We start from the raw sequence: 22907 nt of genomic DNA, 5'->3' as shown, positions 1-22907 counted from the left end.
ACTCAAACTAAAGATCATTGTTATTATTACTAATATAAGTCATCAAAGCGGTTATTTTGCTTTTGTCGATGGTACATAGATGTAATAAACATAACTTTTTAATTATGATTGTTTGGGAGTCTTTAGATCAAATAACTTGAATTGTAACGTATTAATTGGTTTTCAATATAGGATTTAACATGGCAAAAGCTCCAAAAATGACATTTGTTTGTGACGATTGTGGTCAAGATTATCCGCGTTGGCAGGGGCAATGTCGTTGTGGTGCGTGGAACTCTTTAGTTGAAATGAGGTTATCGGCATCAAAGAGTTCAACCTCGCGTTCATCGGTATTGGGCTACGCAGGTGCTGTTGGTGGCGGTTCCAAAAAGCTGAGTGAAGTTGAATCTGTGGAAGCTGAAAAAAGACTCACTGAAATTGGTGAGTTAGACAGAGTATTAAGCGGTGGATTAACAACTGGTTCTGTTAATATTATTTCAGGTGATCCTGGTGCAGGTAAAACAACGTTGTTATCCGATTTAGTTGCTCGAATGTCGCAATCAATGGCGTCGTTGTACTGTACTGCAGAAGAGTCATTATCCCAATTTAAGAATCGCGTTAATCGTTTAAAGCTTAATTATAACGAAGATAACTTGTTTCTGTTGTCTGAAACCAGCGTAGAAGCGATTATTGAGGAATTAGAAGCTAAGCAAATTAAATTTGCCGTAATCGATTCTATTCAAGCAGTCGTTACAGATGCTGCAAATGGGAGTCCAGGGTCGCCGTCGCAAGTTAAAACAGCTGCACAAGCGTTTACGCAATACTGTAAAAAAAATAACGTGACTATGTTTATTATTGCTCATGTGAATAAAAATAATGAAATCGCTGGACCGCAAACCTTAGTCCATATTGTGGATTCCTTGCTACATATTGACACTAATGATGGCCAAATTCGTACCTTACGAGCCAATAAAAACCGTTTTGGTGATGTCGATACCGTGGGGATTTTTCGTATGAGTGAGCGTGGAATGCTCAGTGTTGATAACCCTAGCGAAATATTTTTATCGGGCTCCACCACAGAATCACCCGGTTCGACAATTACCTGTATTCGTAAAGGTAATCGTAATTTGTTGTTAGAAATACAATGTTTAACGACTGAAACTGAGTCTGAATTTCCGCAGCGTGTATGCGTCGGTCTTAACATGAACCGAATTAAGATGTTAACGGGGATTTTACGTAAACATACTAAAACCAAGATATATCATGATACTTTTTTCAACATTGTCGGCGGATTGAAAATTGATGAATCAGAAACCTGTATTGATTTAGCGCTTGTTACGGCATTATTGAGCAGCTTAAATGACTTTGTGGTGCCTAGAACCACTTGTATTATGGGTGAGTTGAGTTTGAACGGCGATGTACGTCCAATTGACAGTGGTGTTCCAAGGGTAAAAGAAGCTGCACAGCACGGGTTTACGGAGATTTTTATTCCATTTCGGAATTACCATAAAACCATGGAAGGGTTAGGCGCCAAAATCACTCCGGTAAAAACTATTCATGAGCTACTTGAGCTCATTCATTAATCATCCATTGTGCAAATGGCTCATATAAAAAAGGTAAATCAATGATTTACCTTTTTTTGTTTTCGCGACGTTATTAATTAATTTTTTATTAGTCACTACGGAGCGATTAAAAACGTAAGTTCACGGTTTAATAGCTGGGCATCACCCATATTTAATTCAATTATTCTTCGAAGGTGGGTGATACTGTCAACATCAATATGTGTACATTTTAAGCCAAGATGTTCAGGCGTTTTATGCACAATTTCAGTTTCCATTGTTAATTCAATAGCGGAGTCTGCTAGCATAAATTTTAGCGTTAACATGCTATCTGGCTGCTCATTGTAATCTGCAGGTCTTTCTACTAAGGCGCCATTGAGACTTAAATCTAAAATTTTTGTTTGCCATGTTTTCTCTGCTTGCGTGAGGTAAGCACTGGCTGCAAATAAAATACGAGAAAACTTACGCCTATCGTCCATGGTTTGCCCTTAGTTATTCAGCATTATAATGATATGTCGTTAATGTTACTTTTTAAGCATACTCGATTTATCTCGGTTACGCAGAAAATTTTTAACATAAACTGAAGCGCATGCGCTTCAGTTTATTTAGTGGTGTTGAGTTCGCTTGTGAAATTAAACCAGCAAGTGGCCCATTAACGCAATAATAGGCAAGGTTACTAACGTTCGTAGAATAAAGATGACGAATAGTTCAAAAAAGTTAACAGGGATTTTACTGCCAATTAAAAGTGCACCCACTTCACTCATATAAATAAGCTGAGTAACAGATAAAGCAGCAATCACAAAGCGTGTTAAGTCAGACTCTATCGAACTGGCTAAAATGGATGGAATAAACATATCCGCAAAGCCAACAACAATCGTTTTTGAGGCTTCGGTAGCTTCTGGAATATGGAGTAATTCTAAAAATGGAATAAATGGCATACCTAAGTAATTAAAAATTGGTGTGTGTTCCGCTAATATCAAAGCTACTGTGCCAATAGCCATAACAACGGGGATAACACCAAATATCATATCGACAACGTTTTTAATCCCTTCAGTCAGAACATGTTTCATTCCACCAGCAGAGGATGCTCGTTGCATTGCTTGATCAAATCCCCATGAAAACACCCCATGATTAGCTGGGATCGTTTCGTCATCTTCGTGGCGAGGAGTGTTATCGATGTAAAGATCTTTCTTCCATGATAGCGGAGGTAGTTTAGGAACTATGATTGCGGCAACAAAGCCTGCTAGACATACGGTGAGATAAAATGGCGCAAAAAGATGTTCTAGTTTGACTTGTGATATCACCACTAGACTGAACGTTATTGACACCGCAGAGAACGTAGTACCTATGACTGCAGCTTCACGGGCAGTATAGAAACGGGTTTCGTATTGTTTGGTGGTCATTAAAATGCCCACGCTGCCATCACCTAACCAAGACGCCATACAGTCAATGGCACTTCGCCCTGGTAAATTAAATATTGGCCGCATCACTTTAGTTAATAACGTACCAAAAAACTCTAATAAGCCAAAATTAAGTAATAAGGGTAATAACATACCGGCAAAAATAAATACCGAGAACAACACTGGGACTAAATCATTGAGTACTAGGCCGCCAGTTGACGATGAAATAATCGCATCAGGTCCCACTTGCAAGTAAACCATGACAATAAAGATTGCCCCCAGTATCCGCACGACTAACCAGAATAAATTTACTTTCAGTAAAGTGCGTAAAAAAGTGTTTTTACGCACAAATTTAGGATTAATGATCTGAGTAAACAGTGAGGCGAATGCCATTAATACAACAATACAGGTAACAATAAGCTGAATCGAACTGCCCATTTGGCTTTGCAATGCTTTTGAGATGATAGCGATTGGAATGGTAATAGACCCTTCGATGTTAATTGGGGTCATAAACAATAATAAACCAATCAGTGATGGAATAATAAAGGTGAGGATTGTTTTGATGCTGTGTTTTTTCTGTGTCACGTTAAATTCACCCTACATATTTGCTTTAAGTTGGGAAAGCTGTCCTTTCCAACTGTTTATCATGGACAGACATTGAATGTCCATTCAGTTGTATTTTTTGGTAGGCAAGGTTACCCCCTTATTTACAGCTTGTAAAATGATAACTTAACCGAATAGATATTAGTGAAATGTGAGTAGTTATTTGCTTTGAAAGAATCACTTTTTATATAACGAAATACTAATTGAACTGAATGTTTAGTATTTTGTTATTAGCGTATTTTTATTTTGATTTTGTGGAATTTACAACTACTCGAATAGCCATTAAAAAATATCAATATTGTGTCAATATATGACCTATTGATTAATGGCTAGCGAGTGTTTTTTAGATTATAGCCTTGGAGGATTGGACTCAAGCACATAATCCATACCGGGTAATCCTAACCAATAACCATTGCAATGATGGCTGGCCGCCGACACAGATTTATTGTCATTAAACTGTTTTGTGAACAGTGCTTCTTTGTTAAGTGTATCCGTTTTGACTTGTTCTAAAGCATGGGCTAAGTCTGAACCCAAAGTTATATCGGCTAATTTGTTAGGTGATATTCGCCAGTAATCAATTCCCATATCGAGCATCTGTGGGATTTGGTTAATTAAATTCACCTGCGCTGCTGATTGAGTTTGGATGCCATTTAGACGCAATAAGGGTTGCGATTCTTGTGTTTGAGCAAGTAATCCTTTGCTATGACGTTGGCAAATGGTTTGGCATTTATCTTTAGGTAACCGGTAATGTTTGGCAGTAAAACAGCGCGCTGAGAGTGCTAATGGCATATAGCCATGGCCAAGCACTTCTATTTCAAAAGCCGGTTTACCGCCGTAGTTGATAACGTTACTTAACCATTGTTGCGATAATTCACATGGCATAACAAAACGGTACATCCCTTTACGGTGCAATAAATCAAGACTGGTTCGATTATAATTATTGATTGTTGGCCCACAAACAAAAGGGACTTTAGCTTGGTGTGCATAATGTACTGCAGCCATGTCATTAGCCTCAATACTGAAATCACCATTATCGATAGCACGCTTTAATTCGTTAAGTTCAGATTGTGCTTCTATCAGGGCCATTGTTGATAGCACCACATGCTTACCATGAGATTTAAGCATATTGGCGAGTTCAAGGTAGTCATTAAACTTCACTTCTCGACGGCGACTGCATACCGTTTCACCTAAATATACGGTATCGATATCACTTAAAGCAACGTGTTGATAAAACGCTTCTACGTTAGGTTTTGACCAACAGTAGCTAATTGGAGCAAGAGATATTTTCATTTTATAACCTTATTGCCATTGACGCTCGTAAGCACCCAATGTTGTTATTTGTCCTTCGGATACTTTTGCTAGCACTTGTGCCCATTGTGGTTGTTCGCAAAACGACTCGGGGTTGGCGAAATAAGTGTCAATCGCGCTACGCCAAACTTGAGTCACTTGGCTCACATAAGCAGGACTTCGTTGTCGTCCTTCAATTTTGAGTGATTTTATTCCTGCTTGAGCCAGTTGAGGCAATAAGCTTAACGTATTTAAGCTGGTGGGTGACTCAAGTAAATATTTCGCGTCATGGTCATACTCGGCAATATAACGGCCCTTACAGACCACAGGATACCCAAGTTGCTGGCTTATATCAGCTTTATCGATTAACACGTCATTAAGCCTGGTGAGTTTATCATTGCCGTCATCTTGCCAACGCACATGATTGGCTGGCGAGCACGACCCGCCAGTATTAGGTGATTGTCCTGTCACATAGGACGATAAATGACATCGACCCTCAGCCATAATACATAGACTGCCAAAGGCAAAGACTTCAAGTTCGACCGGGCTGACTTTAGCTAAATCTCGTACTTGTTTTATTGACAGTACTCTAGGGAGAACGGCACGTTCGATATTAAATGCTTCTTTATAAAACGACAGAGCCCCTAAATTGGTCGCACTAGCCTGTACAGACAAATGCAAGGTAAGGTGAGGGTAGTGCTGGTGGGCATAATCTAGCAATGATAAATCAGCAACAATGAGGGCGTCCATTTCTAATTGAGCTGCTAAATCAACAGCTTGATACCAGCGATGTTCTTGTCCAGGTTTAGGGAAGGTGTTAAGGGTTAAAAATACTTTTCGTCCTTGGCCATGAGCCAGTTTGGTAGCTTGCGCTAGTTGAAGGGGCGAAAAGTTTAAACCGGCAAACGAACGCGCATTGGTGTCATCTTTAAGTCCGAGATAAACCGCATCAGCGCCAGCGTTAAGTGCGGCTTTGAGTGACGCTATATTACCGGCGGGGCATAAGAGTTCCATGTTGGTGTTCTCGTTTTTTTCAAAGATCAGGAGTGTAAATGTGATTGAGTTAACATGAATTGATTTAAAACAGGTTTAGTTAGATAAATTGCCAGTAGACTATCTTAATTAATAGTTATTTTTGTAGGTAGGTATTTACAATGGCTCAAGCGTTTACACACCAATTTTCACAACACTTATTACATATTGCGCCTAAGGTGGGTCGTCGTTCGCTTAATTTGATGCCAGATAAGTTAAAAATGATCGCGCTCAATAAGCTATTGAATTTAGTGTTAACAGAACAATTAAAGTCAGATGAACTCCATTTCCTCAAACAAAAGTGGGTAGGGATCTGTATTGATGATATTGGTTTACACTTTGAGGTGGGTATTGAACAAGAATTACGAGTGCGAGGATTAACTCAGCCGGATGTGACATTAAGTGCCAATGTGCCTGAGTTAATTTTAGTTGCAGCGGGCAAGGAAGATCCCGATACACTGTTTTTTCAACGTAAATTACGTATTGAAGGGGATACTGAATTAGGTTTAGAAGTAAAAAACCTATTAATGTCTATTGAGTTAGATAATTTACCTAAACCTGCTCAAGTGGGAATAGAACAAATGGCAAAATTACTGCACGCATTACAAGCCAAGGATTAACATTGGCGATAATAATAAACGGCGTTATTTGCGCTGTTTTTTTGCGTTTATTATTATCAAATTATAGATAAATTATTGAGCCTCTTAAGTATCTAGCCTTTACCTGTGAGTACTTTATATTTTATTAATAACTCGTCTTGCGACTCGACGTGTTTGGGATCTGGATCGATACAGTCAATCGGACACACAGACACACATGTCGGTTTGTCATAATGGCCAACACATTCGGTGCATAATGCGGGATCAATTTCATACACTTCTTCACCCATAGTAATGGCCTCATTAGGACATTCGGGTTCGCACATATCACAATTAATACAGCTATCGTCAATAATTAATGCCATAAAAACCTTAAGTTAAGCAGGTTGATGAGGGTTTCGAGTGTCCATTCCCTCAGGTAAATTACGCATTAGCATGGCTTTATCGACATTGATATTATGTGGAATGGCCATAAATACAAAATGACCCGAACCCAGTGCAGCATCGATTTGCTCATTTTTACGATTCACTAATGATTCAATAGTGATAACAAAATTACCTTCAGTTGTCATCACTTCTACACTGTCACCAACAGAGAATTTATTTTTCACATCAATTTCTGCCAACCCTTGCTCATTACGTTTGCCGGTAAACTCACCCACAAACTGCTGACTGTCGCTAACCGAATGACCATATTGATAGTTTTGATATTCATCATGAACATGACGGCGTAAAAAACCTTCGGTATAACCACGATGGGCTAAACCTTCAAGGTTATTCATTAAAGTACGATCAAAGTCTTTTCCTGCGGCTGCATCTTCTATGGCCTGACGATACAATTGTGCTGTGCGCGCAACATAGTAAAAAGACTTAGTACGACCTTCAATTTTTAATGAATCAACGCCCATTCTGGTCAAGCGATCCACATGTTGAATGGCTCGCAAATCCTTTGAATTCATAATATAGGTGCCGTGTTCATCTTCAAAAGCGGGCATATACTCGCCAGGACGACCTGCTTCTTGTAACAGAACTATGTCGTTACTGGGTTGTCCAGAGCCTAATGTTGGGTTTTCCAGCTGCACAGTTGGTGCTACAGGGATGATATCGCCAGAATCGGTTTGCTGTGCTTGATGCACATCATATTTCCAACGGCACGCATTGGTACAAGTGCCTTGATTGGGATCGCGTTTATTCATGTAACCAGACAATAAACAACGGCCAGAATATGCCATGCATAATGCACCATGAACAAATACTTCAAGCTCAATATCTGGACAACGTTGACGGATCTCTTCAATTTCATCTAATGATAATTCACGAGATAAAATGACCCGTTTAATACCTTGTTGCTGCCAGAATTTGACGGATGCCCAATTAATGGCATTAGCTTGAACTGATAAGTGAACCACTTGCTCTGGAAACGTTTCGCGCACCATCATAATTAACCCTGGATCTGACATGATTACCGCATCGGGTTTCATCGCGATCACAGGTTCCATGTCTTTAATATACGTTTTTAGCTTGGCATTGTGTGGTGCAATATTGCTGACGACATATAATTTTTTGCCTAGGGCGTGAGCTTCTTCAATACCAGAAGCAAGATTTTCCATTTTGAAATCATTATTTCGAACTCGTAAACTGTAACGAGGTTGGCCAGCATAAACAGCATCGGCGCCATAAGCAAAGGCGTAACGCATATTTTTAAGTGTACCAGCGGGGGATAATAATTCAGGTTTGAACATGGTTTTTCTCGACCTAGTTGAACATGGTATGATTCAAGGGCCGAAGCTTACTTAAGGATATTAGCTGGGACAAATATAGCCTTGGTATTTGTGAGGTTGGTTGTGTTTTTAGAGTATTGAAGAATCTTTTTTACCGATACATCAAAACCGAAAGTTATAATTAATTGAATTCTAGTTAGCTCAGTAATCGCAAACGTTTTCAGTTTGGGTATATAATCTTAATATTAGTAATTATTTATTTATGGAGACTCCATGTCCACGGAACATCAACTCTTGGTCGGACTATTAAGAAAGCTTAAAGATGACGCTTTAGTTCTACCAACATTACCAGAAGTGGCTATGCGTGTTCAAGAAGTTGTGTCCCGTAGAGATTCAAGCCTAAAACAAGTCGCTGAGATCATTGGTCAAGATGCAGCTATTTCAGCTCGTATTATTAGAGTAGCAAATAGCGCTTTATACTCTGCAGGGAAAAAAGCTGAGAGTATAAACGCTGCGGTTAGTCGTATTGGTTTAGTGCAAATTAAATCCATTACAACATCTGTGGCAATGGAGCAATTATTTATCTCAACCAATGAAATGGTGTGGGAGGTAATGGATGAAGTATGGAATACCTCTATTGAGGTGACGGCTTCATCTTGTGCGATGCTTGAAATGTATAACAAGCGCCATCCAAATAAAAAATTAGACCGTGATACCTTAACTCTTGCTGGTTTGGTGCATAATATTGGCGCATTACCAGTATTAACCGAGGCCGAAGTTCAGCCAGAGCTATTTAGTCGAATTGACGATTTACGCAGTTTAGTGCGTAAAATGCAGGGGCCTATTGGTCGTGCAATATTGAAAACATGGGATTTTGCACCTGAAGTGATGGAAGTGGTGGAGCGCTGGGCTGATTTACATTACATGCCTGAAAAAGTGACTTATCTAGATTTTATTCGGTCAGCTGCATTTTATACCGGAGAGTTACGTGCGGGTGAAGAGTTAGAAGAAAGATTAGGTGTTTTTGCTGAGCGAGGCTTACCCGTGACCCCAGAAGATCTTGCTAGTGATGAGTTTATTGAAATGTATCATTCGATTAAACAGAGTTACGAATAGTCGTATTGGATTTATTGTTACCAATTTAAGTCATTGAGCCAATACAATATAATATCCAAATATAATGCTAATTTAACGTATAAAGAAAGCATAAGATTAGAACATAATGAATTATTTACTGATAATAATATTATTTATACTTACGGTTATGCTGTGCATTGTCGGGTATTTTTATTGGCGTCAATATCGATTTATTCGGCAATTGACTCATTCACTTGAATTACAATTATTAAATCAAGATTCATTTTTAATCGACTCCCCTTCAACATTATTAAAACCACTTACTAACGTCCTCAACAATTTACATCAATCAAATTATTTAAACAGTGAACGAGATAAATTAACGGGATTGGCTAATCGCGTTGGTTTTAAACGCAGAATTCTGTCAATAATGCCTATTTCAGAAGGCATGTTAGTGTTGATAGATATTCGACAATTTCGTTTTGTAAATGATTTATTTGGTTTTGTATTTGGCGATAAACTTCTAAAAGCGTTTGCTAAAAAAATCACTAATATCAGCTGTAAAGCTCAATTTATCGCAAGGATGAACGGCAATGAGTTTCTGTTGTTTTTTCATAAACCATTGACTAGTGAGCAATTGTTTGCGATAAAAAATGATTTACAAACCCTGTTTGAAATAGAACAACAGCCAATTAGCATCAAAGTGCAGCTTGGCGTCTTGTCGTTAAACGAGCACCATGCCGATGTCAGTTTAATGTTGCGCCGATTAGATTTAGCACTGAAAAAGGCCAAAACATTAAAACAGCAGATAGCTTTTTATGATCAAGATGACGATAAAGCACAGTATCGAGAATTATTAATTATCAATGGCTTACCTAAAGGTTTAAAGCAAAACCAACTGTTTATGGTATTTCAGCCTAAGTTGGATATAAAAAGTGGTCAATGTAAACAGGTTGAAGCTTTGATTCGTTGGCAACATGAAGGCTTAGGATTAATTTCACCTAGTGAGTTTATTCCACTCGCGGAACAAACTGGTATGATCGAAATGTTAAGCACTTGGGTGCTTGATAAGGTCATCGCTCAACAAGCTAAATGGCGCAATATGGGTATTTATATTAATGTGGCCCTAAACTTGTCATCTACTGATTTAGATAATCCCAATTTAGCTGTCGATGTTGCCACTAAATTATCCCAATACCTAGTTCCTGCCGAATCGATTACTATTGAAATCACCGAAAGTGCTTTAATGTCATCTGTCGAAAATACCATTGTTATTTTAAATCAATTGCGTGATATTGGGGTTAAACTTGCTATTGATGATTTTGGTACAGGACATTCATCGTTGGCATATTTACGTTATCTCCCAGTAGATGAAGTTAAGATTGATAAAGCCTTTTTAAATGAATTTGAAACCTCTGCTGCTGCCAAACACATTGTGAAGACCAGTATAGAACTGGCTAAAAATTTGGGTTTTAAAGTGACGGTTGAAGGCGTTGAATCAAAATCAGTATTAGAAGTGTTAACGGGTTTTGGAGTCGATACTATTCAAGGTGATTACTTTGCAAAGCCATTCACCGTAAGCGAATTTGAACATAGTTACCCGCAACTTAACTATCCGATATCTAATGAATCATAAGGAGCCTTATAAACTGAATGCAATTTTATAAGTAGAGAGTTAATGATTAAAATCCTACTGACAACTGGCTGATTAATGTTGCAGGCATAGGTGCTAACTGGCGTTTTTGATTCATGCAAACCATTTCAATTGTTGCTGTTACAGCAGGCTTTTTAGCATTTGGCCGCCATATTTCCTGTTTCCATACTGTGCGGTATTTACTCTCAAAATAAAATTGCGTACGCACATCAATAATATCAGCAAACTCAACGCCATCGTGACATAACATATCGCTGCGATAGACAGCAAAACCCAATTGTTGTTGCTGCCAAAGCTTGCTGAGTACCTCTGCGCCAATGACATGCTCCCGCGCACGTTCAAAATACTTTAAAAAATTTGGATGATAAACTACACCAGAAAAATCAGTATCTTCATAATAAATTTGTACAGCAAAAGAGTAGATTGGACTGTATTTAGGCTCTGCAGGAGAATGGCTCATATCGCTATGACCTTATTATATTGTGGTTAATCATTTTCAGGCTGAAGCAGTTGATGATATTTACCCTGCTTTTGTAATGTTAATAGCCCTTCGTCTAATAACTTGCTAAGACGCTCCGCTTGCGGATTTAGTTTAGAGAACGCGACAAAAATTTCACTTTTATGGTTAATGAATTTAGCCGTTATATCGTCTTCAACTCCCATCTGTTGAATGTAAACATCTGCCACAAGATCGAACATAATCGCGGTATCAATTCGGCCTACTAATAATAAATTGATCAGCTGACGTTGACTGTTGACCGTAATGACTTGCAATTTTCGTTGTTCTACCAGTGTGTTGAATTCGTCACCGTATTCATAACCATTCACAATCCCGATAATACTTCTGCTTGGGAGCTGCCATTTATTATTGGCCATTGTTGGATGTTCTTTAGCAAAGAAAAAAGATGCGGTTACGGTAAAAAGAGGCTCATTACCAAACACAAAGCGATCTATGGTACTTTCCTCCCGAGTGACATTAAAGACGCCATCAACAGATCCTCGCTCGGTCATTATGAGTCCGCGAGTATAAGGCACTATAATAGTAGAAACGTCTACATCAACTTGCTTGAAGGCTTGATTGATTAGATTGTGGGAAATACCGCTGCCAAATTCGTTGGCAAAAGGTGGCCAGCCATCTTCAGCTGCCAAAGTGATTTTTAATGGCTCGGCTAATGTTGTTTTTGGTGTGAAGATCACGCAAAAGATCACCAATGCAAGTAAAGTAACCTGTGCAGATATTCTGCGTACTTTATAGGTTGAAATATGATCAACCAAGGTGCTGAGGTAACCTATTAACGACATATCATCCTTTATTAAATATTTTAATAACATTGAGTGAATACTACCATCTTTACTACCCAAGTGGTATTTACTCAGTCGGGTAAATATTTGGATAATAATTATGATAATCAATAGTCTAAGGCTATAAATTGATTTCGTAAAAAATTTATTATTACAATATTGGTAACCCTAATGCAGTGATCTTAAATTTATTCATTGGTTCTTTGCAACGTTTCTCTGAGTTACTCATAATGTAAGTCTTCAATTTAATGTTTAAAAAGTTTAATTGAAGTTTAGTATTATTAGAATAAGTACTGCCATCGACGAAATCTGAAAAGCGATTGCGCAAATGATTAAATTAATAACGTGCTATCAATGGCAGTAAATTGCTGACATTGGTCGGTTAATGACTTTGCAGTAAGGCGCTCAACACTAATTACATGGGTGTAGCATGTCGTTGTTTGATTGATTTTTTTTAGTAATAAATCGAAATCGCCATCTCCAGACAGTAAAATTACTTCATCAACAGCAGGCGCTATCTCAAGCATGTCGATGGTAATCCCAACATCCCAATCACCTTTTGCAGAGCCATCACTACGTTGAATATAGGGCTTAGTTTTCACGGTAAAGCCAATATGCTTTAGTGCATCTTGAAACTTTACCTGTCCGTCATCAGCCGGGGCTATTGCGTAGGCAATAGCGTGGCTGATATTACCTTGAGCAGATAAACGTTTATACAAGGCACGGTAATTAAATGAACGCCCAAAACCTTGTTTACAGGTGTAATAAATATTTTGTACATCTACGAATACTGCAAGCGTTGTCATTATTAAACCTGAGAAAATTAAGGCTATTGCGCTTGTTGGGCGGCAATGGCGTCATTAAGTTGTGCTTCAATAAACCCTGGAGAGTGAGTTGACGAAGAGATGAGTCGGTACATTGCTGGGATCACTAATAGGGTGACTATGGTTGCAAATGCCATGCCGAAGAATATCACAGTTCCAACCGCAATGCGGCTTTCACTGCCAGCTCCGGATGACATAATCAGGGGTATTGCACCAATTAGAGTGGTGAATGCGGTCATTAATATTGGCCGTAAACGGCGCGCTGAAGCATCTATAATAGCGTTGTCGAGTGATAAACCGCGGTCACGTAATTGATTGGCAAATTCGACAATTAAAATACCATTCTTGGTGACCATACCAATTAACATTATCATGCCAATTTGACTATAGATATTCATCCCTTGATGCATGAGTACTAAGCCAATAAAACCACCAAAAATACCCATCGGAACAGTAAACATCACCACTGCCGGATTGATAAAGCTTTCAAATTGAGCTGCTAATACTAGGTAAGCAATCAGTAATGCTAAAGCAAACACAATGAGCACACCGGTTTGGTTTTCTTTAAAATCTTTTGACTCACCAGTGTAGGCAATTGAAATATCGTTTGGCAGTAATGTAATTGCGCGATTCTCTAAAAAGTCGAGTGCTTCCCCTAGTGTATAACCTTCACCTAAATTTGCTTTAATGGTAATCGATTTTTGTTTGTTGGTATGGCTTAGCCGCTGCGGTGAGGCAACTTCTTCAACCTTAGTGACGGTGTCGAGGGTGATTAATTCGCCTTTGCTGCTTCTAAAATAAATCTTACTGAGGTCAGTGACGCTATTAAAGCTGTTTTCATCACCGCGTAGGTATACATCATATTCTTCACCACGTTCAACAAAGGTTGTTTCGCTACGCCCTCCCAACATTATTTCTAAGGTTGTCGCTATTTCTGAGACGCTAATTCCTAACTCTGCAGCCCTTTGTTTGTCGACCGTAACGACAAGTTCTGGGGTTGTTTCTGCGTAATCTAAATCAGCACCGTCAAGCATAGGGCTCGCATCGGCTTCTTGTTGTAGTACTTGGGCCCATTTAAATAACTCGGAATAGTCGGAGCCCCCCAATACAAATTGAACTGGTTCACTTGATTGACCTCTAAATCCAGGTAGCATCGGACGAACCATTACATCAGGAATATCCTTTAACGTTTGACTGATTAATGCTAAAGCTTGTTTAATATCTGTATCACGATCTTGCCAATCTTCAAGTTGGATAATGGCAAATCCGGTTTGATCACCCGCTCTGCCACCAAATGCAGGGGCTTCAACACTAAATGATTTCACTACTCCCTGGCCTAATAGTGGCATTAATCGATTTTCAACAATGTCCATATTGGCGACCATGCGATTATAACTGGTGCCTTCGGCACCTTTAATAAACGCAAACAAAACTCCACGATCTTCTTGCGGTGAGAGCTGTGAAGGGACTTGTTGCATTAATAAGTAACTACCACCGATACAGACGATGATAATAATTGGTGCCGCTATTCGCCAACGAAGCGCCCATTTGACCATGCCACGATAGCGTTGTTCTAATCTATTAAAACCATTATCTATAGCAAGATTAAAGCGATTTTTTTTCACATTGGCTTTTAATAGCTTACTGCACATTACTGGGGTAAGTGTCAGTGCGATAAGTGATGAAAAAAGTACCGACATTGCCAGCATCACGGAGAATTCTGTAAACAATAAACCCACCATGCCATCCATAAATGAGATGGGTAAAAACACCATAATTAACACTAACGTAGTGGACATAACCGCAAAACCAACCTCACGGGTCCCTTTATAAGCCGCTAGAAGTGGTTGTTCGCCTTGCTCAATATGATGAAAAATATTTTCCACCACAACGATGGCGTCATCAACCACCAGTCCAATAGCCAAAATGAGTGCCATTAAGGTTAATAAGTTAATGGAGTAACCTAAACTGTAAGCGGCCATAAAAGAGGCTATTAATGATACTGGAACGGTAACGGCTGGTATGAGTGTCGCTCGCACTTGACCGATGAAAATGTACAGCACCAACACAACCAGCACACCAGTTATGAACAAGGTGTTGTAAACCTCATTAATGGAGCGAGCAATAAACACATTGGCATCATAGTCGACAACTAATTGTGTCCCTTCAGGCAGAAAACTCTGCACTTTATCGACTTCTTGTTGTACTTGCATCGAAATGTCTAATGGGTTGGCATCTGATTGCGGCACTATTCCTAGGCTTAAATTGACAATGCCATTACTTTTAAAGGTCGAATTTTCGTTTTCTGCACCGATAAACACACTGGCGACATCTTTAAGGTAAATCGGGGTGCCATCGTTTGCGGTGTGGACAACTAAGTAATTAAAATCTTCTGGGCTGTAATATAACCGTTTTGTTCTGACTGACATTACAGTGGTGTCATTACGGACTTCACCTCCGGGTGTTTCAAGGTTTTCTGTATTTAATGCATTAATTATATCGCTGGTAGTCACATTTCTACCTGCCATTAATTGTGGCTTTAGCTGCACGTACATGACTTTGTATAAGCCACCTGAAATATTAACCGAGCTAACACCAGTAATTAAACTGAATCTATCTTCTAATACTCGTTGGGCGTAATCAGTGAGCTGAGTACGGTCCATATTTTCAGAGCTTAAGTTGACGTAAATCGATGGTTCACCAGTACCATTATCTTTAGATACAATGGGATCATCAGCTTCGTCAGGTAAGCGGCGTTGCGCTTTGGCCACGGCATCTCGTATGTCACTCACGCCTTCGGTTAAGTCCCAACCAAGTTCAAATTCGACTGAAATACGTGACATGCCATTTCGAGTGACTGATGTGATCTCATCTATACCGCTGATCCCGGTCAACTCATCTTCGAGAGTCTTGGTTATTTTACTTTCCATGATAGTGGCCGATGCACCGCTATAGGTGGTCATAACGGTCACTACAGGGTTTTGTACATCGGGCATTTCTCTAACTGACAGTTTAGAAAATGACACTAAGCCAAACACACACAGTAATAAACTCAGTACAATTGCAACAACAGGGCGCTTAACGGCCGTATCACTTAACCACATTATTCGCGCTCCTGTTTAACAGGGCTTGTTGTAGACTGAGTGGCTAAGTCTTTCACTTTCACACCGTCACGCATGTTCACTAGTCCTTGTACAACAATGTGATCGCCTATATTGATACCAGATTCTATTAATACCTGATCTTTAATTCGCGCGCCTAACATTACTTGGGTGCGTGTGGCGATATTGTCTTGATTTATCACGTAGACATAACGTCTGGTGCCTGAATATTCAAGCGCTTGTACTGGGACAATAGGAGATGACACACTAGGAAATACTAGTGTTGCTGACATCATCATGCCAGGCTTTAATTGACCTTTTTTATTATCAAACTGACTACGAATATTGAGATTGAGAGTTGCTGAATTGACGCGAGGATCAATCGCGATAATCTTGCCTATAAAAATGACTTTATTCCACGCTCTGCTTGTAGCGCTTACCGACATCCCTGTACTTAGTAGTGAAAGATAATGTTCAGGAACTTGTAGGTCGAGCTGTAATACGGATAAGTCATCAAGTGATAACAGTGATTCATTGATACTAACCATTTTCCCACGACTGAAATTAATAAAACCAGTATTACCGGGAAATGGTGCCGTTAATGTGTGGTAATCCAAGTCGGTTTTAGCTGATTCGAGTCGTGCGAAAGCGATATCGACATTCGCTTTTTGAGCTTCTATTTCTGTTTGAGTGATGGCGTTAACGTGAATCAGCTTGTTAAATTCATTAAGCTTACGAACCTCATCCTTATAGTAAGCTTGAGCTTCGGTCACACTGGCTTTTGCTTTGCGGTTATCTAGGGTTAGTAATACTTGTCCTTTACTGACATGTTGGTTGGATGTGACTTCTATGTTGTCTATTTTACCTGCTACTTGTGGCGCTATCATTACCGCATGAGTAGCAGCAAGTTTTCCTATCAAGGTAATTGATTGTGATAGGTCATGTTGTTCAATGGTTGCAGTGATGACAGGCACGACTTTTTCTGCCCGAGGAGATTTTTGTGCGGCACTGGCATTAGGTAAAAAGACAATGAAGCCCAAAAAAAATATGGTTGTTAAGAAAAAACATTGGCCAAGTTTATTCATCATTTGAGTCATATCTCTATAAACATTCATTTAAGGGGAGTGTAACGCGGCGGCATTTGGCTAACGAGTAGCTTGTCAGTAATAGTTGGTTATTGTAATTTTTTTCTTTTGAGTAAAGAGTAAAGTAATGTAAAGCTTTTGATATTTTTGTAACAAGTCGCATTTCTATTTCCCCATTAATCATAAGGAATGGGGAAATAAAAGCCATATCATTTGATATGGCTTTTATTTATATTTCAGCTAAATTATTAGTGAGTTAAAGCTGATGGGACTATTTTAACTTTTATTTTTCGATAGGTTCGTTCGTAATTTCAATAGTCTGTTTTTTATTCACAGGGGTTAACCCCATAAAATAACCAATACTTTTGTTTGGTGATGACTTGTTAACATCTTCATCATTTAATTCAAAACTGGCTTGGTCTGAAAATAGTGAATATTTTGTTTTCGTTTTTTGAGCTGTCGGTTGTTGTGTTGTTGTGTTTTGTTCGACTTTTGGGGCTTCTGTTGTGACTGCTTTACTAGTTTTAGTCGGTATCAAGTGATTAAAGTTGTAATTAAAAACCCCACTCGCTTCAATTGTTTCTACACTGGATTTATCTTGATTTTGATAAGAAGCTAAAATACCGTGTTTACCGAGTGGAATCTCATGGGATAGTTTTTTACCGGTGCCAATTTTTACACCATTTATGTACCAATCTGCTGGTACGTCACTGTTTAATGTCACCATCGCTGATTTTAGGCCTAGTTCTTCATTCAACCTAGCATCGATTTTATTGTTATAAGAAGGCTTAAATTGCATTGCAACTTTATAATGTAAGTCACCTTTCATGTTCATGTTGGCGTCAAGAACTTCGTATGATAATAAAACACTTTTTTCATTTAAAAATGGAGATTCATTACGAGTATTCGATAAAATGCTACTTTTAGATTCTTTCAAACAATCAGCAATCGATTGATATTTTGAACATTCAGTTGCGCCATTTATATTCACTGGGAATGTACTGTCTGGTTTTGATAAATCAGCAAGTAAACGGTTAGTTATTTCTGTTTTGAGTTTAAATAATTGTTGACTTTTATCGGCACGCTTTTTGTTTATGGCTTCATATTCAGCTAAGATTTCTACTTTTTCAGTTTGAAGACGTTTAATATCATCTTCTGCTTCTTGAGTTAATTTATCGACAGAATAAATAGACGCTTCTATTTGCTTATATGTTTCGGCAATATTCGATTTTGCACGAATAATTTTAGGTAATTCGGCAATAAGCTCATCATAACGTTGTTGCTCTGAAATAATTGATTTTTTCAGACCTTCTATGTCGTAAGCTTTTTTATTGAGCTGTGAAAATCTGTCGTTCACCGTGATTAGCAGAGTATCAATATTATATTGTTGTTCAATTGTATCGAAAGTTTGCTTTTCTAACGCGGTAATGACTTCAAGAGCCGGAATAACTGGTTCTTCTGACGTGGCAATGGCTTCAAGGGCCGGAATAGTCGGTTTTTCTGACGTAGTAATGACTTCGGATGTCGGAAGAGCCAGCTTTTCTGACGTGGTAATAATTTCGAGTGCCGCAAATGAGTTGCTTGCGTATAAGCACAATAAAGCAAGGCTAATTGAACCGTATATCACACTGGTATCTCCATTAAATTTCTCTACAAGCTGGAACCATCAACACTCTGTAATACGCTGAGCATAATCAGCAAAGAGTAACATAATCCGTTAATATTTTATAATACTGAAGTTATTTTAGCTTTACAAACAGATTGTCGTGCATTGCTCACAATAAATTCACAAATTTTTGAGTTACTATCTCAATTGAACAGTATTAATTATAACCTCTCAAATACGGTTAAATAATAAAGCGGAGCACTGAGGCTCCGCTTTATTCTATAATATATTTGGTTTTATAATAATTACTTATTTAAACGCTTATATTTTAACCTATGCGGTTCCATTATATCTGTTCCTAAAGTCTCTTTTAGCCAGTTAGAATATTCAGTATAGTTTCCTTCATAGAAACTCACTTTACCTTCGTCACGGTAATCAAGAATGTGAGTCGCAATACGGTCTAGGAACCAACGGTCATGGGAAATAACCATTGCACAACCAGGAAACTCTAATAACGCTTCTTCTAGTGCACGCAGTGTTTCTACATCCAGATCATTGGTTGGTTCGTCGAGTAATAATACGTTGCCACCGGCTTGTAATAATTTGGCTAAGTGGACTCGGTTGCGCTCACCACCCGATAATGAACCAATTATTTTTTGCTGATCGCCACCACGGAAGTTAAAGCGGCCTACGTAAGCACGGCTAGAAATTTCAGTGTTGTTGATCCGCATAATATCTTGGCCGCCAGAAATCTCTTGCCACACGGTATTTTTATCATTCATTGAGTCACGGAACTGATCAACTGATGCAATTTGAACCGAATCACCGACAGAAATAGAGCCACTGTCTGGTTGTTCTTCGCCTGAGATCATTTTGAATAAGGTTGATTTACCTGCACCATTAGCACCAATAATGCCGACGATAGCCCCCTTAGGAACCGTGAATGTCAAATCGTCAATCAGAACGCGGTCACCATATGACTTGGTTAAATTAGTCACTTCAATGACTTTGTCGCCTAAGCGAGGTCCTGGTGGAATAAATAATTCATTGGTTTCGTTACGCTTTTGATAATCGTTAGTGTTCAATTCTTCAAAGCGAGCCATACGGGCCTTGCCTTTAGACTGACGACCTTTGGCGCCTTGGCGCACCCATTCTAATTCTTTTGCAATGGTTTTTTGACGAGCACTTTCAGTTGAAGATTCTTGCTGTAAACGGGCATTTTTTTGCTCAAGCCATGAAGAGTAATTACCTTCCCATGGAATACCTTCACCACGGTCGAGTTCTAAAATCCAACCCGCGGCATTATCTAAGAAGTAACGGTCATGGGTAATGGCCACTACGGTACCGTTATATTCTTGTAAGAAGTGTTCTAACCATGCCACTGATTCAGCATCCAAATGGTTGGTTGGTTCGTCAAGTAACAGCATCTCTGGTTTTTCAAGTAACAGGCGACAAATGGCTACACGTCGACGTTCACCACCTGAGAGCACTGCAATTTTTTCATCCCAATCCGGTAGACGTAATGCGTTTGCCGCTCGTTCAAGAATATGATCAAGGTTATGGGCATCTTGAGATTGAATAATAGCTTCTAATTCACCTTGCTCTTTAGCTAGGGCATCGAAGTCTGCATCTGGCTCTGCATAAGCAGTATAAACTTCATCTAAACGTATTAATGCATTTTTGGCTTCGCTTAATGCCTCTTCAACAGCTTCGCGAACGGTTTGTTGTTCGTTTAAGCGAGGTTCTTGCGGTAAATAACCTATTTTTAGACCGGGCATCGGCCTTGCTTCACCTTCTATTTCGGTATCGATACCCGCCATAATGCGCAGTAGAGTTGATTTACCTGAACCGTTTAATCCGAGTACACCAATTTTTGCACCGGGAAAAAAACTTAGAGAAATGTCTTTTAATATTTGTTTTTTAGGCGGGACAATCTTACCCACTCTAAGCATGCTGTATACAAATTGAGCCATAATGATACTGTCTAATTGTCAACAAAGATGAAGATAATTCTACTGCATTATGAGCTGAACTCAACAGGCAATTGTATGATTTAATTTTGGGTGTTTTTAAGCTTAAACAAGCTCCTTAATTAGATCGCTTTGTTGCTTAAACATGAATCGTTTTGTATTAAGAACACAGTGAATTTCATGTTGTTTCTACTGTAAATCATTGTCGTTGCAGGGTAGAATACCGCGCAACCCTACTATATAGATAATGATGTTGGAGCTACCATGTTGAAGAAAGCGATGAATATTGCGGATTATGATCCAGAATTATTTAAAGCCATTGAAGACGAAACTTGTCGTCAAGAAGAACACATCGAATTGATCGCGTCTGAAAACTATACCAGTCCACGTGTGATGGAAGCGCAAGGTTCTCAGTTAACCAACAAGTATGCCGAAGGTTATCCAGGTAAGCGTTACTATGGTGGGTGTGAATTCGTTGATGTGGTTGAAACATTAGCGATTGAACGTGCAAAAGAATTATTTGGTGCAACTTACGCCAATGTGCAGCCTCATTCAGGCTCACAAGCAAACAGCGCTGTATTTATGGCGCTATTGCAACCAGGTGATACCGTTTTAGGGATGAACTTGGCTCATGGTGGTCATTTAACTCACGGTTCTCCAGTTAACTTCTCTGGCAAGCTTTATAACATTATTCCTTACGGTATCGATGAGTCTGGCAAAATTGACTATGACGAAATGGAACGCTTAGCAATTGAGCATAAGCCTAAGATGATGATCGGCGGTTTCTCAGCGTTTTCAGGAATAGTTGATTGGGCTAAAATGCGCGAAATCGCTGATAAAATTGGTGCGTACTTATTTGTCGATATGGCACACGTTGCAGGCTTAATTGCTGCTGGTGTTTATCCAACACCAGTCCCACATGCCCATGTAGTTACGTCTACAACACATAAAACGTTAGCTGGCCCACGCGGCGGGATTATCATTTCTGCAGCCGATGACGAAGTGTTATACAAAAAACTTAACTCAGCAGTATTCCCAGGTGGCCAAGGCGGCCCGTTAATGCATGTTATCGCGGGTAAAGCGGTTGCATTTAAAGAGGCATTAGAGCCAGAGTTTAAAGTATATCAACAACAAGTGGTTAAAAATGCAAAAGCTATGGTTGAAGTGTTTTTAGCTCGCGGTTATAAAATCGTCTCTGGTGGTACAGAAAACCATTTAATGTTGGTGGATTTAATTGGCCGTGATTTAACAGGTAAAGAAGCTGATGCCGCATTGGGTAATGCAAACATTACTGTTAACAAAAACTCAGTGCCAAACGATCCGCGTTCACCGTTTGTTACTTCTGGTATCCGCATTGGTTCACCGGCTATTACTCGTCGCGGCTTTAAAGAAGCTGAAGCAAAAGAATTAACCGGTTGGATTTGCGATATTTTAGATGATGTATCTGATACCGCAGTTATTGAGCGCGTTAAAGGCCAAGTATTGGCCTTGTGTGTTAAATTCCCTGTATATGGTTAATCGCTATTGATGATAGGCATACAGGTTTAGGTTAACCTTGTGTCGCAAATAGGATAAACTTTAATGGCCGCTAATTGTTAGCGGCCATTTTGTTTTTTCTGCAGGAGGTTCAATGCATTGCCCTTTTTGTAGCGCGACCGATACCAAAGTTATAGATTCTCGTTTAGTGGCAGATGGTCACCAAGTCCGTCGCCGCCGGGAATGTACCGAATGCCATGAACGTTTTACCACATTTGAAGGCGCTGAATTAGTTATGCCTCGCGTCATAAAACGCGACGGAACTCGGCAACCCTTTGATGAAGATAAGCTGCGTGGAGGCATGTTGCGGGCAGTTGAAAAACGTCCAGTCTCAATTGATGAAATAGAGCAAGCTCTCACCAAAATCAAATCAACATTGCGAGCCACTGGCGAACGTGAAGTTAACTCTGAAATGATTGGTAATCTAATGATGGAACAGTTAATGAGCCTTGATAAGGTTGCCTACATTCGCTTTGCGTCTGTGTACCGAGCCTTTGAAGATGTGTCTCAATTTGGTGAAGCCATAGCTAAACTGCAAAAATAATTACTGATTAAAGCAATGTTTATCGTGTGAT

At 39.2% G+C, this 22907-nt stretch carries 19 protein-coding genes; 6 read left to right on the top strand and 13 right to left on the bottom strand.

The window, feature by feature from the left end; genetic code table 11:
• The first annotated feature begins 179 nt into the window (after positions 1-179).
• Positions 180-1559 (top strand): DNA repair protein RadA, encoded by a 1380-nt coding sequence (gene radA, locus ABIS04_RS14150; RefSeq protein ID WP_350431468.1) that lies wholly within the window; start codon positions 180-182, stop codon positions 1557-1559.
• A gap of 95 nt (positions 1560-1654) precedes the next feature.
• Here radA and ABIS04_RS14145 read toward each other — a convergent pair whose 3' ends face one another.
• The 4 genes from ABIS04_RS14145 to ABIS04_RS14130 form a co-directional block, all read right to left on the bottom strand.
• Positions 1655-2014, bottom strand: a complete 360-nt coding sequence (locus ABIS04_RS14145) for a PilZ domain-containing protein (RefSeq protein WP_137226289.1) — start codon at positions 2012-2014, stop codon at positions 1655-1657.
• Between the two features lie 153 nt (positions 2015-2167).
• Positions 2168-3499 (bottom strand): YjiH family protein, encoded by a 1332-nt coding sequence (locus ABIS04_RS14140; protein WP_371833644.1) that lies wholly within the window; start codon positions 3497-3499, stop codon positions 2168-2170.
• Positions 3500-3886: 387 nt separating this feature from the next.
• Positions 3887-4828 carry a U32 family peptidase gene (locus ABIS04_RS14135; RefSeq protein WP_137226293.1) on the bottom strand — a complete coding sequence of 314 codons (942 nt, stop codon included), beginning with the start codon at positions 4826-4828 and terminating at the stop codon, positions 3887-3889.
• A 9-nt stretch (positions 4829-4837) separates the two neighbouring features.
• Entirely contained in the window at positions 4838-5839 is a 1002-nt protein-coding gene (locus ABIS04_RS14130) for a peptidase U32 family protein (protein ID WP_140234864.1), read from the bottom strand.
• A gap of 140 nt (positions 5840-5979) precedes the next feature.
• Here ABIS04_RS14130 and ABIS04_RS14125 point away from each other — a divergent pair, with 140 nt between their 5' ends.
• Positions 5980-6477 carry an SCP2 domain-containing protein gene (locus ABIS04_RS14125; protein WP_140234863.1) on the top strand — a complete coding sequence of 166 codons (498 nt, stop codon included), beginning with the start codon at positions 5980-5982 and terminating at the stop codon, positions 6475-6477.
• A gap of 92 nt (positions 6478-6569) precedes the next feature.
• On the opposite strand, the gene ABIS04_RS14120 is transcribed toward ABIS04_RS14125, so the two are convergent.
• Both ABIS04_RS14120 and yegQ read right to left on the bottom strand, forming a co-directional pair.
• On the bottom strand, positions 6570-6821 hold the full coding sequence (locus ABIS04_RS14120) for a YfhL family 4Fe-4S dicluster ferredoxin (protein WP_137226299.1): 252 nt from the start codon (positions 6819-6821) through the stop codon (positions 6570-6572).
• A gap of 12 nt (positions 6822-6833) precedes the next feature.
• Positions 6834-8198: a tRNA 5-hydroxyuridine modification protein YegQ gene (yegQ, locus tag ABIS04_RS14115; RefSeq protein ID WP_350431467.1), complete on the bottom strand. Its 1365-nt coding sequence runs from the start codon at positions 8196-8198 to the stop codon at positions 6834-6836.
• Between the two features lie 252 nt (positions 8199-8450).
• Between yegQ and ABIS04_RS14110 the strand changes: the two genes are divergently transcribed.
• Both ABIS04_RS14110 and ABIS04_RS14105 read left to right on the top strand, forming a co-directional pair.
• On the top strand, positions 8451-9293 hold the full coding sequence (locus ABIS04_RS14110; protein WP_350431466.1) for an HDOD domain-containing protein: 843 nt from the start codon (positions 8451-8453) through the stop codon (positions 9291-9293).
• 106 nt (positions 9294-9399) lie between these two features.
• The gene (locus tag ABIS04_RS14105; protein WP_350431465.1) at positions 9400-10890 is read left to right on the top strand and encodes a bifunctional diguanylate cyclase/phosphodiesterase; all 1491 of its coding nucleotides are present in this window, start codon (positions 9400-9402) and stop codon (positions 10888-10890) included.
• A 46-nt stretch (positions 10891-10936) separates the two neighbouring features.
• Here ABIS04_RS14105 and ABIS04_RS14100 read toward each other — a convergent pair whose 3' ends face one another.
• From ABIS04_RS14100 to ettA, 7 genes are all read right to left on the bottom strand, one after another.
• Positions 10937-11368, bottom strand: coding sequence for a thioesterase family protein (locus tag ABIS04_RS14100; protein WP_140234859.1), 432 nt, complete (start codon positions 11366-11368; stop codon positions 10937-10939).
• A gap of 26 nt (positions 11369-11394) precedes the next feature.
• Positions 11395-12210, bottom strand: coding sequence for a transporter substrate-binding domain-containing protein (locus tag ABIS04_RS14095; protein ID WP_350431464.1), 816 nt, complete (start codon positions 12208-12210; stop codon positions 11395-11397).
• A 332-nt stretch (positions 12211-12542) separates the two neighbouring features.
• Positions 12543-13016 (bottom strand): NYN domain-containing protein, encoded by a 474-nt coding sequence (locus ABIS04_RS14090; protein WP_140234857.1) that lies wholly within the window; start codon positions 13014-13016, stop codon positions 12543-12545.
• A gap of 23 nt (positions 13017-13039) precedes the next feature.
• Entirely contained in the window at positions 13040-16138 is a 3099-nt protein-coding gene (locus tag ABIS04_RS14085) for a multidrug efflux RND transporter permease subunit (RefSeq protein WP_350431463.1), read from the bottom strand.
• Positions 16138-17223 (bottom strand): efflux RND transporter periplasmic adaptor subunit, encoded by a 1086-nt coding sequence (locus ABIS04_RS14080; protein WP_350431462.1) that lies wholly within the window; start codon positions 17221-17223, stop codon positions 16138-16140. Before ABIS04_RS14080 ends, ABIS04_RS14085 begins: the two co-directional genes overlap by 1 nt.
• A gap of 280 nt (positions 17224-17503) precedes the next feature.
• On the bottom strand, positions 17504-18847 hold the full coding sequence (locus ABIS04_RS14075) for a hypothetical protein (RefSeq protein WP_240778326.1): 1344 nt from the start codon (positions 18845-18847) through the stop codon (positions 17504-17506).
• A gap of 284 nt (positions 18848-19131) precedes the next feature.
• Positions 19132-20799 (bottom strand): energy-dependent translational throttle protein EttA, encoded by a 1668-nt coding sequence (gene ettA, locus ABIS04_RS14070; RefSeq protein ID WP_140234854.1) that lies wholly within the window; start codon positions 20797-20799, stop codon positions 19132-19134.
• A gap of 261 nt (positions 20800-21060) precedes the next feature.
• Here ettA and glyA point away from each other — a divergent pair, with 261 nt between their 5' ends.
• Positions 21061-22314, top strand: coding sequence for a serine hydroxymethyltransferase (glyA, locus tag ABIS04_RS14065; RefSeq protein ID WP_350431461.1), 1254 nt, complete (start codon positions 21061-21063; stop codon positions 22312-22314).
• 112 nt (positions 22315-22426) lie between these two features.
• The gene (gene nrdR / locus ABIS04_RS14060) at positions 22427-22876 is read left to right on the top strand and encodes a transcriptional regulator NrdR (protein WP_137226325.1); all 450 of its coding nucleotides are present in this window, start codon (positions 22427-22429) and stop codon (positions 22874-22876) included.
• Positions 22877-22907 lie beyond the last annotated feature (31 nt).

The sequence above is a fragment of the Shewanella sp. H8 genome, from assembly GCF_040285065.1.
Lineage (GTDB): Bacteria > Pseudomonadota > Gammaproteobacteria > Enterobacterales > Shewanellaceae > Shewanella > Shewanella polaris.
The sequence above is the reverse complement of the archived record's forward strand: the minus strand, read 5'-3'. Positions and strand labels throughout refer to the sequence as shown.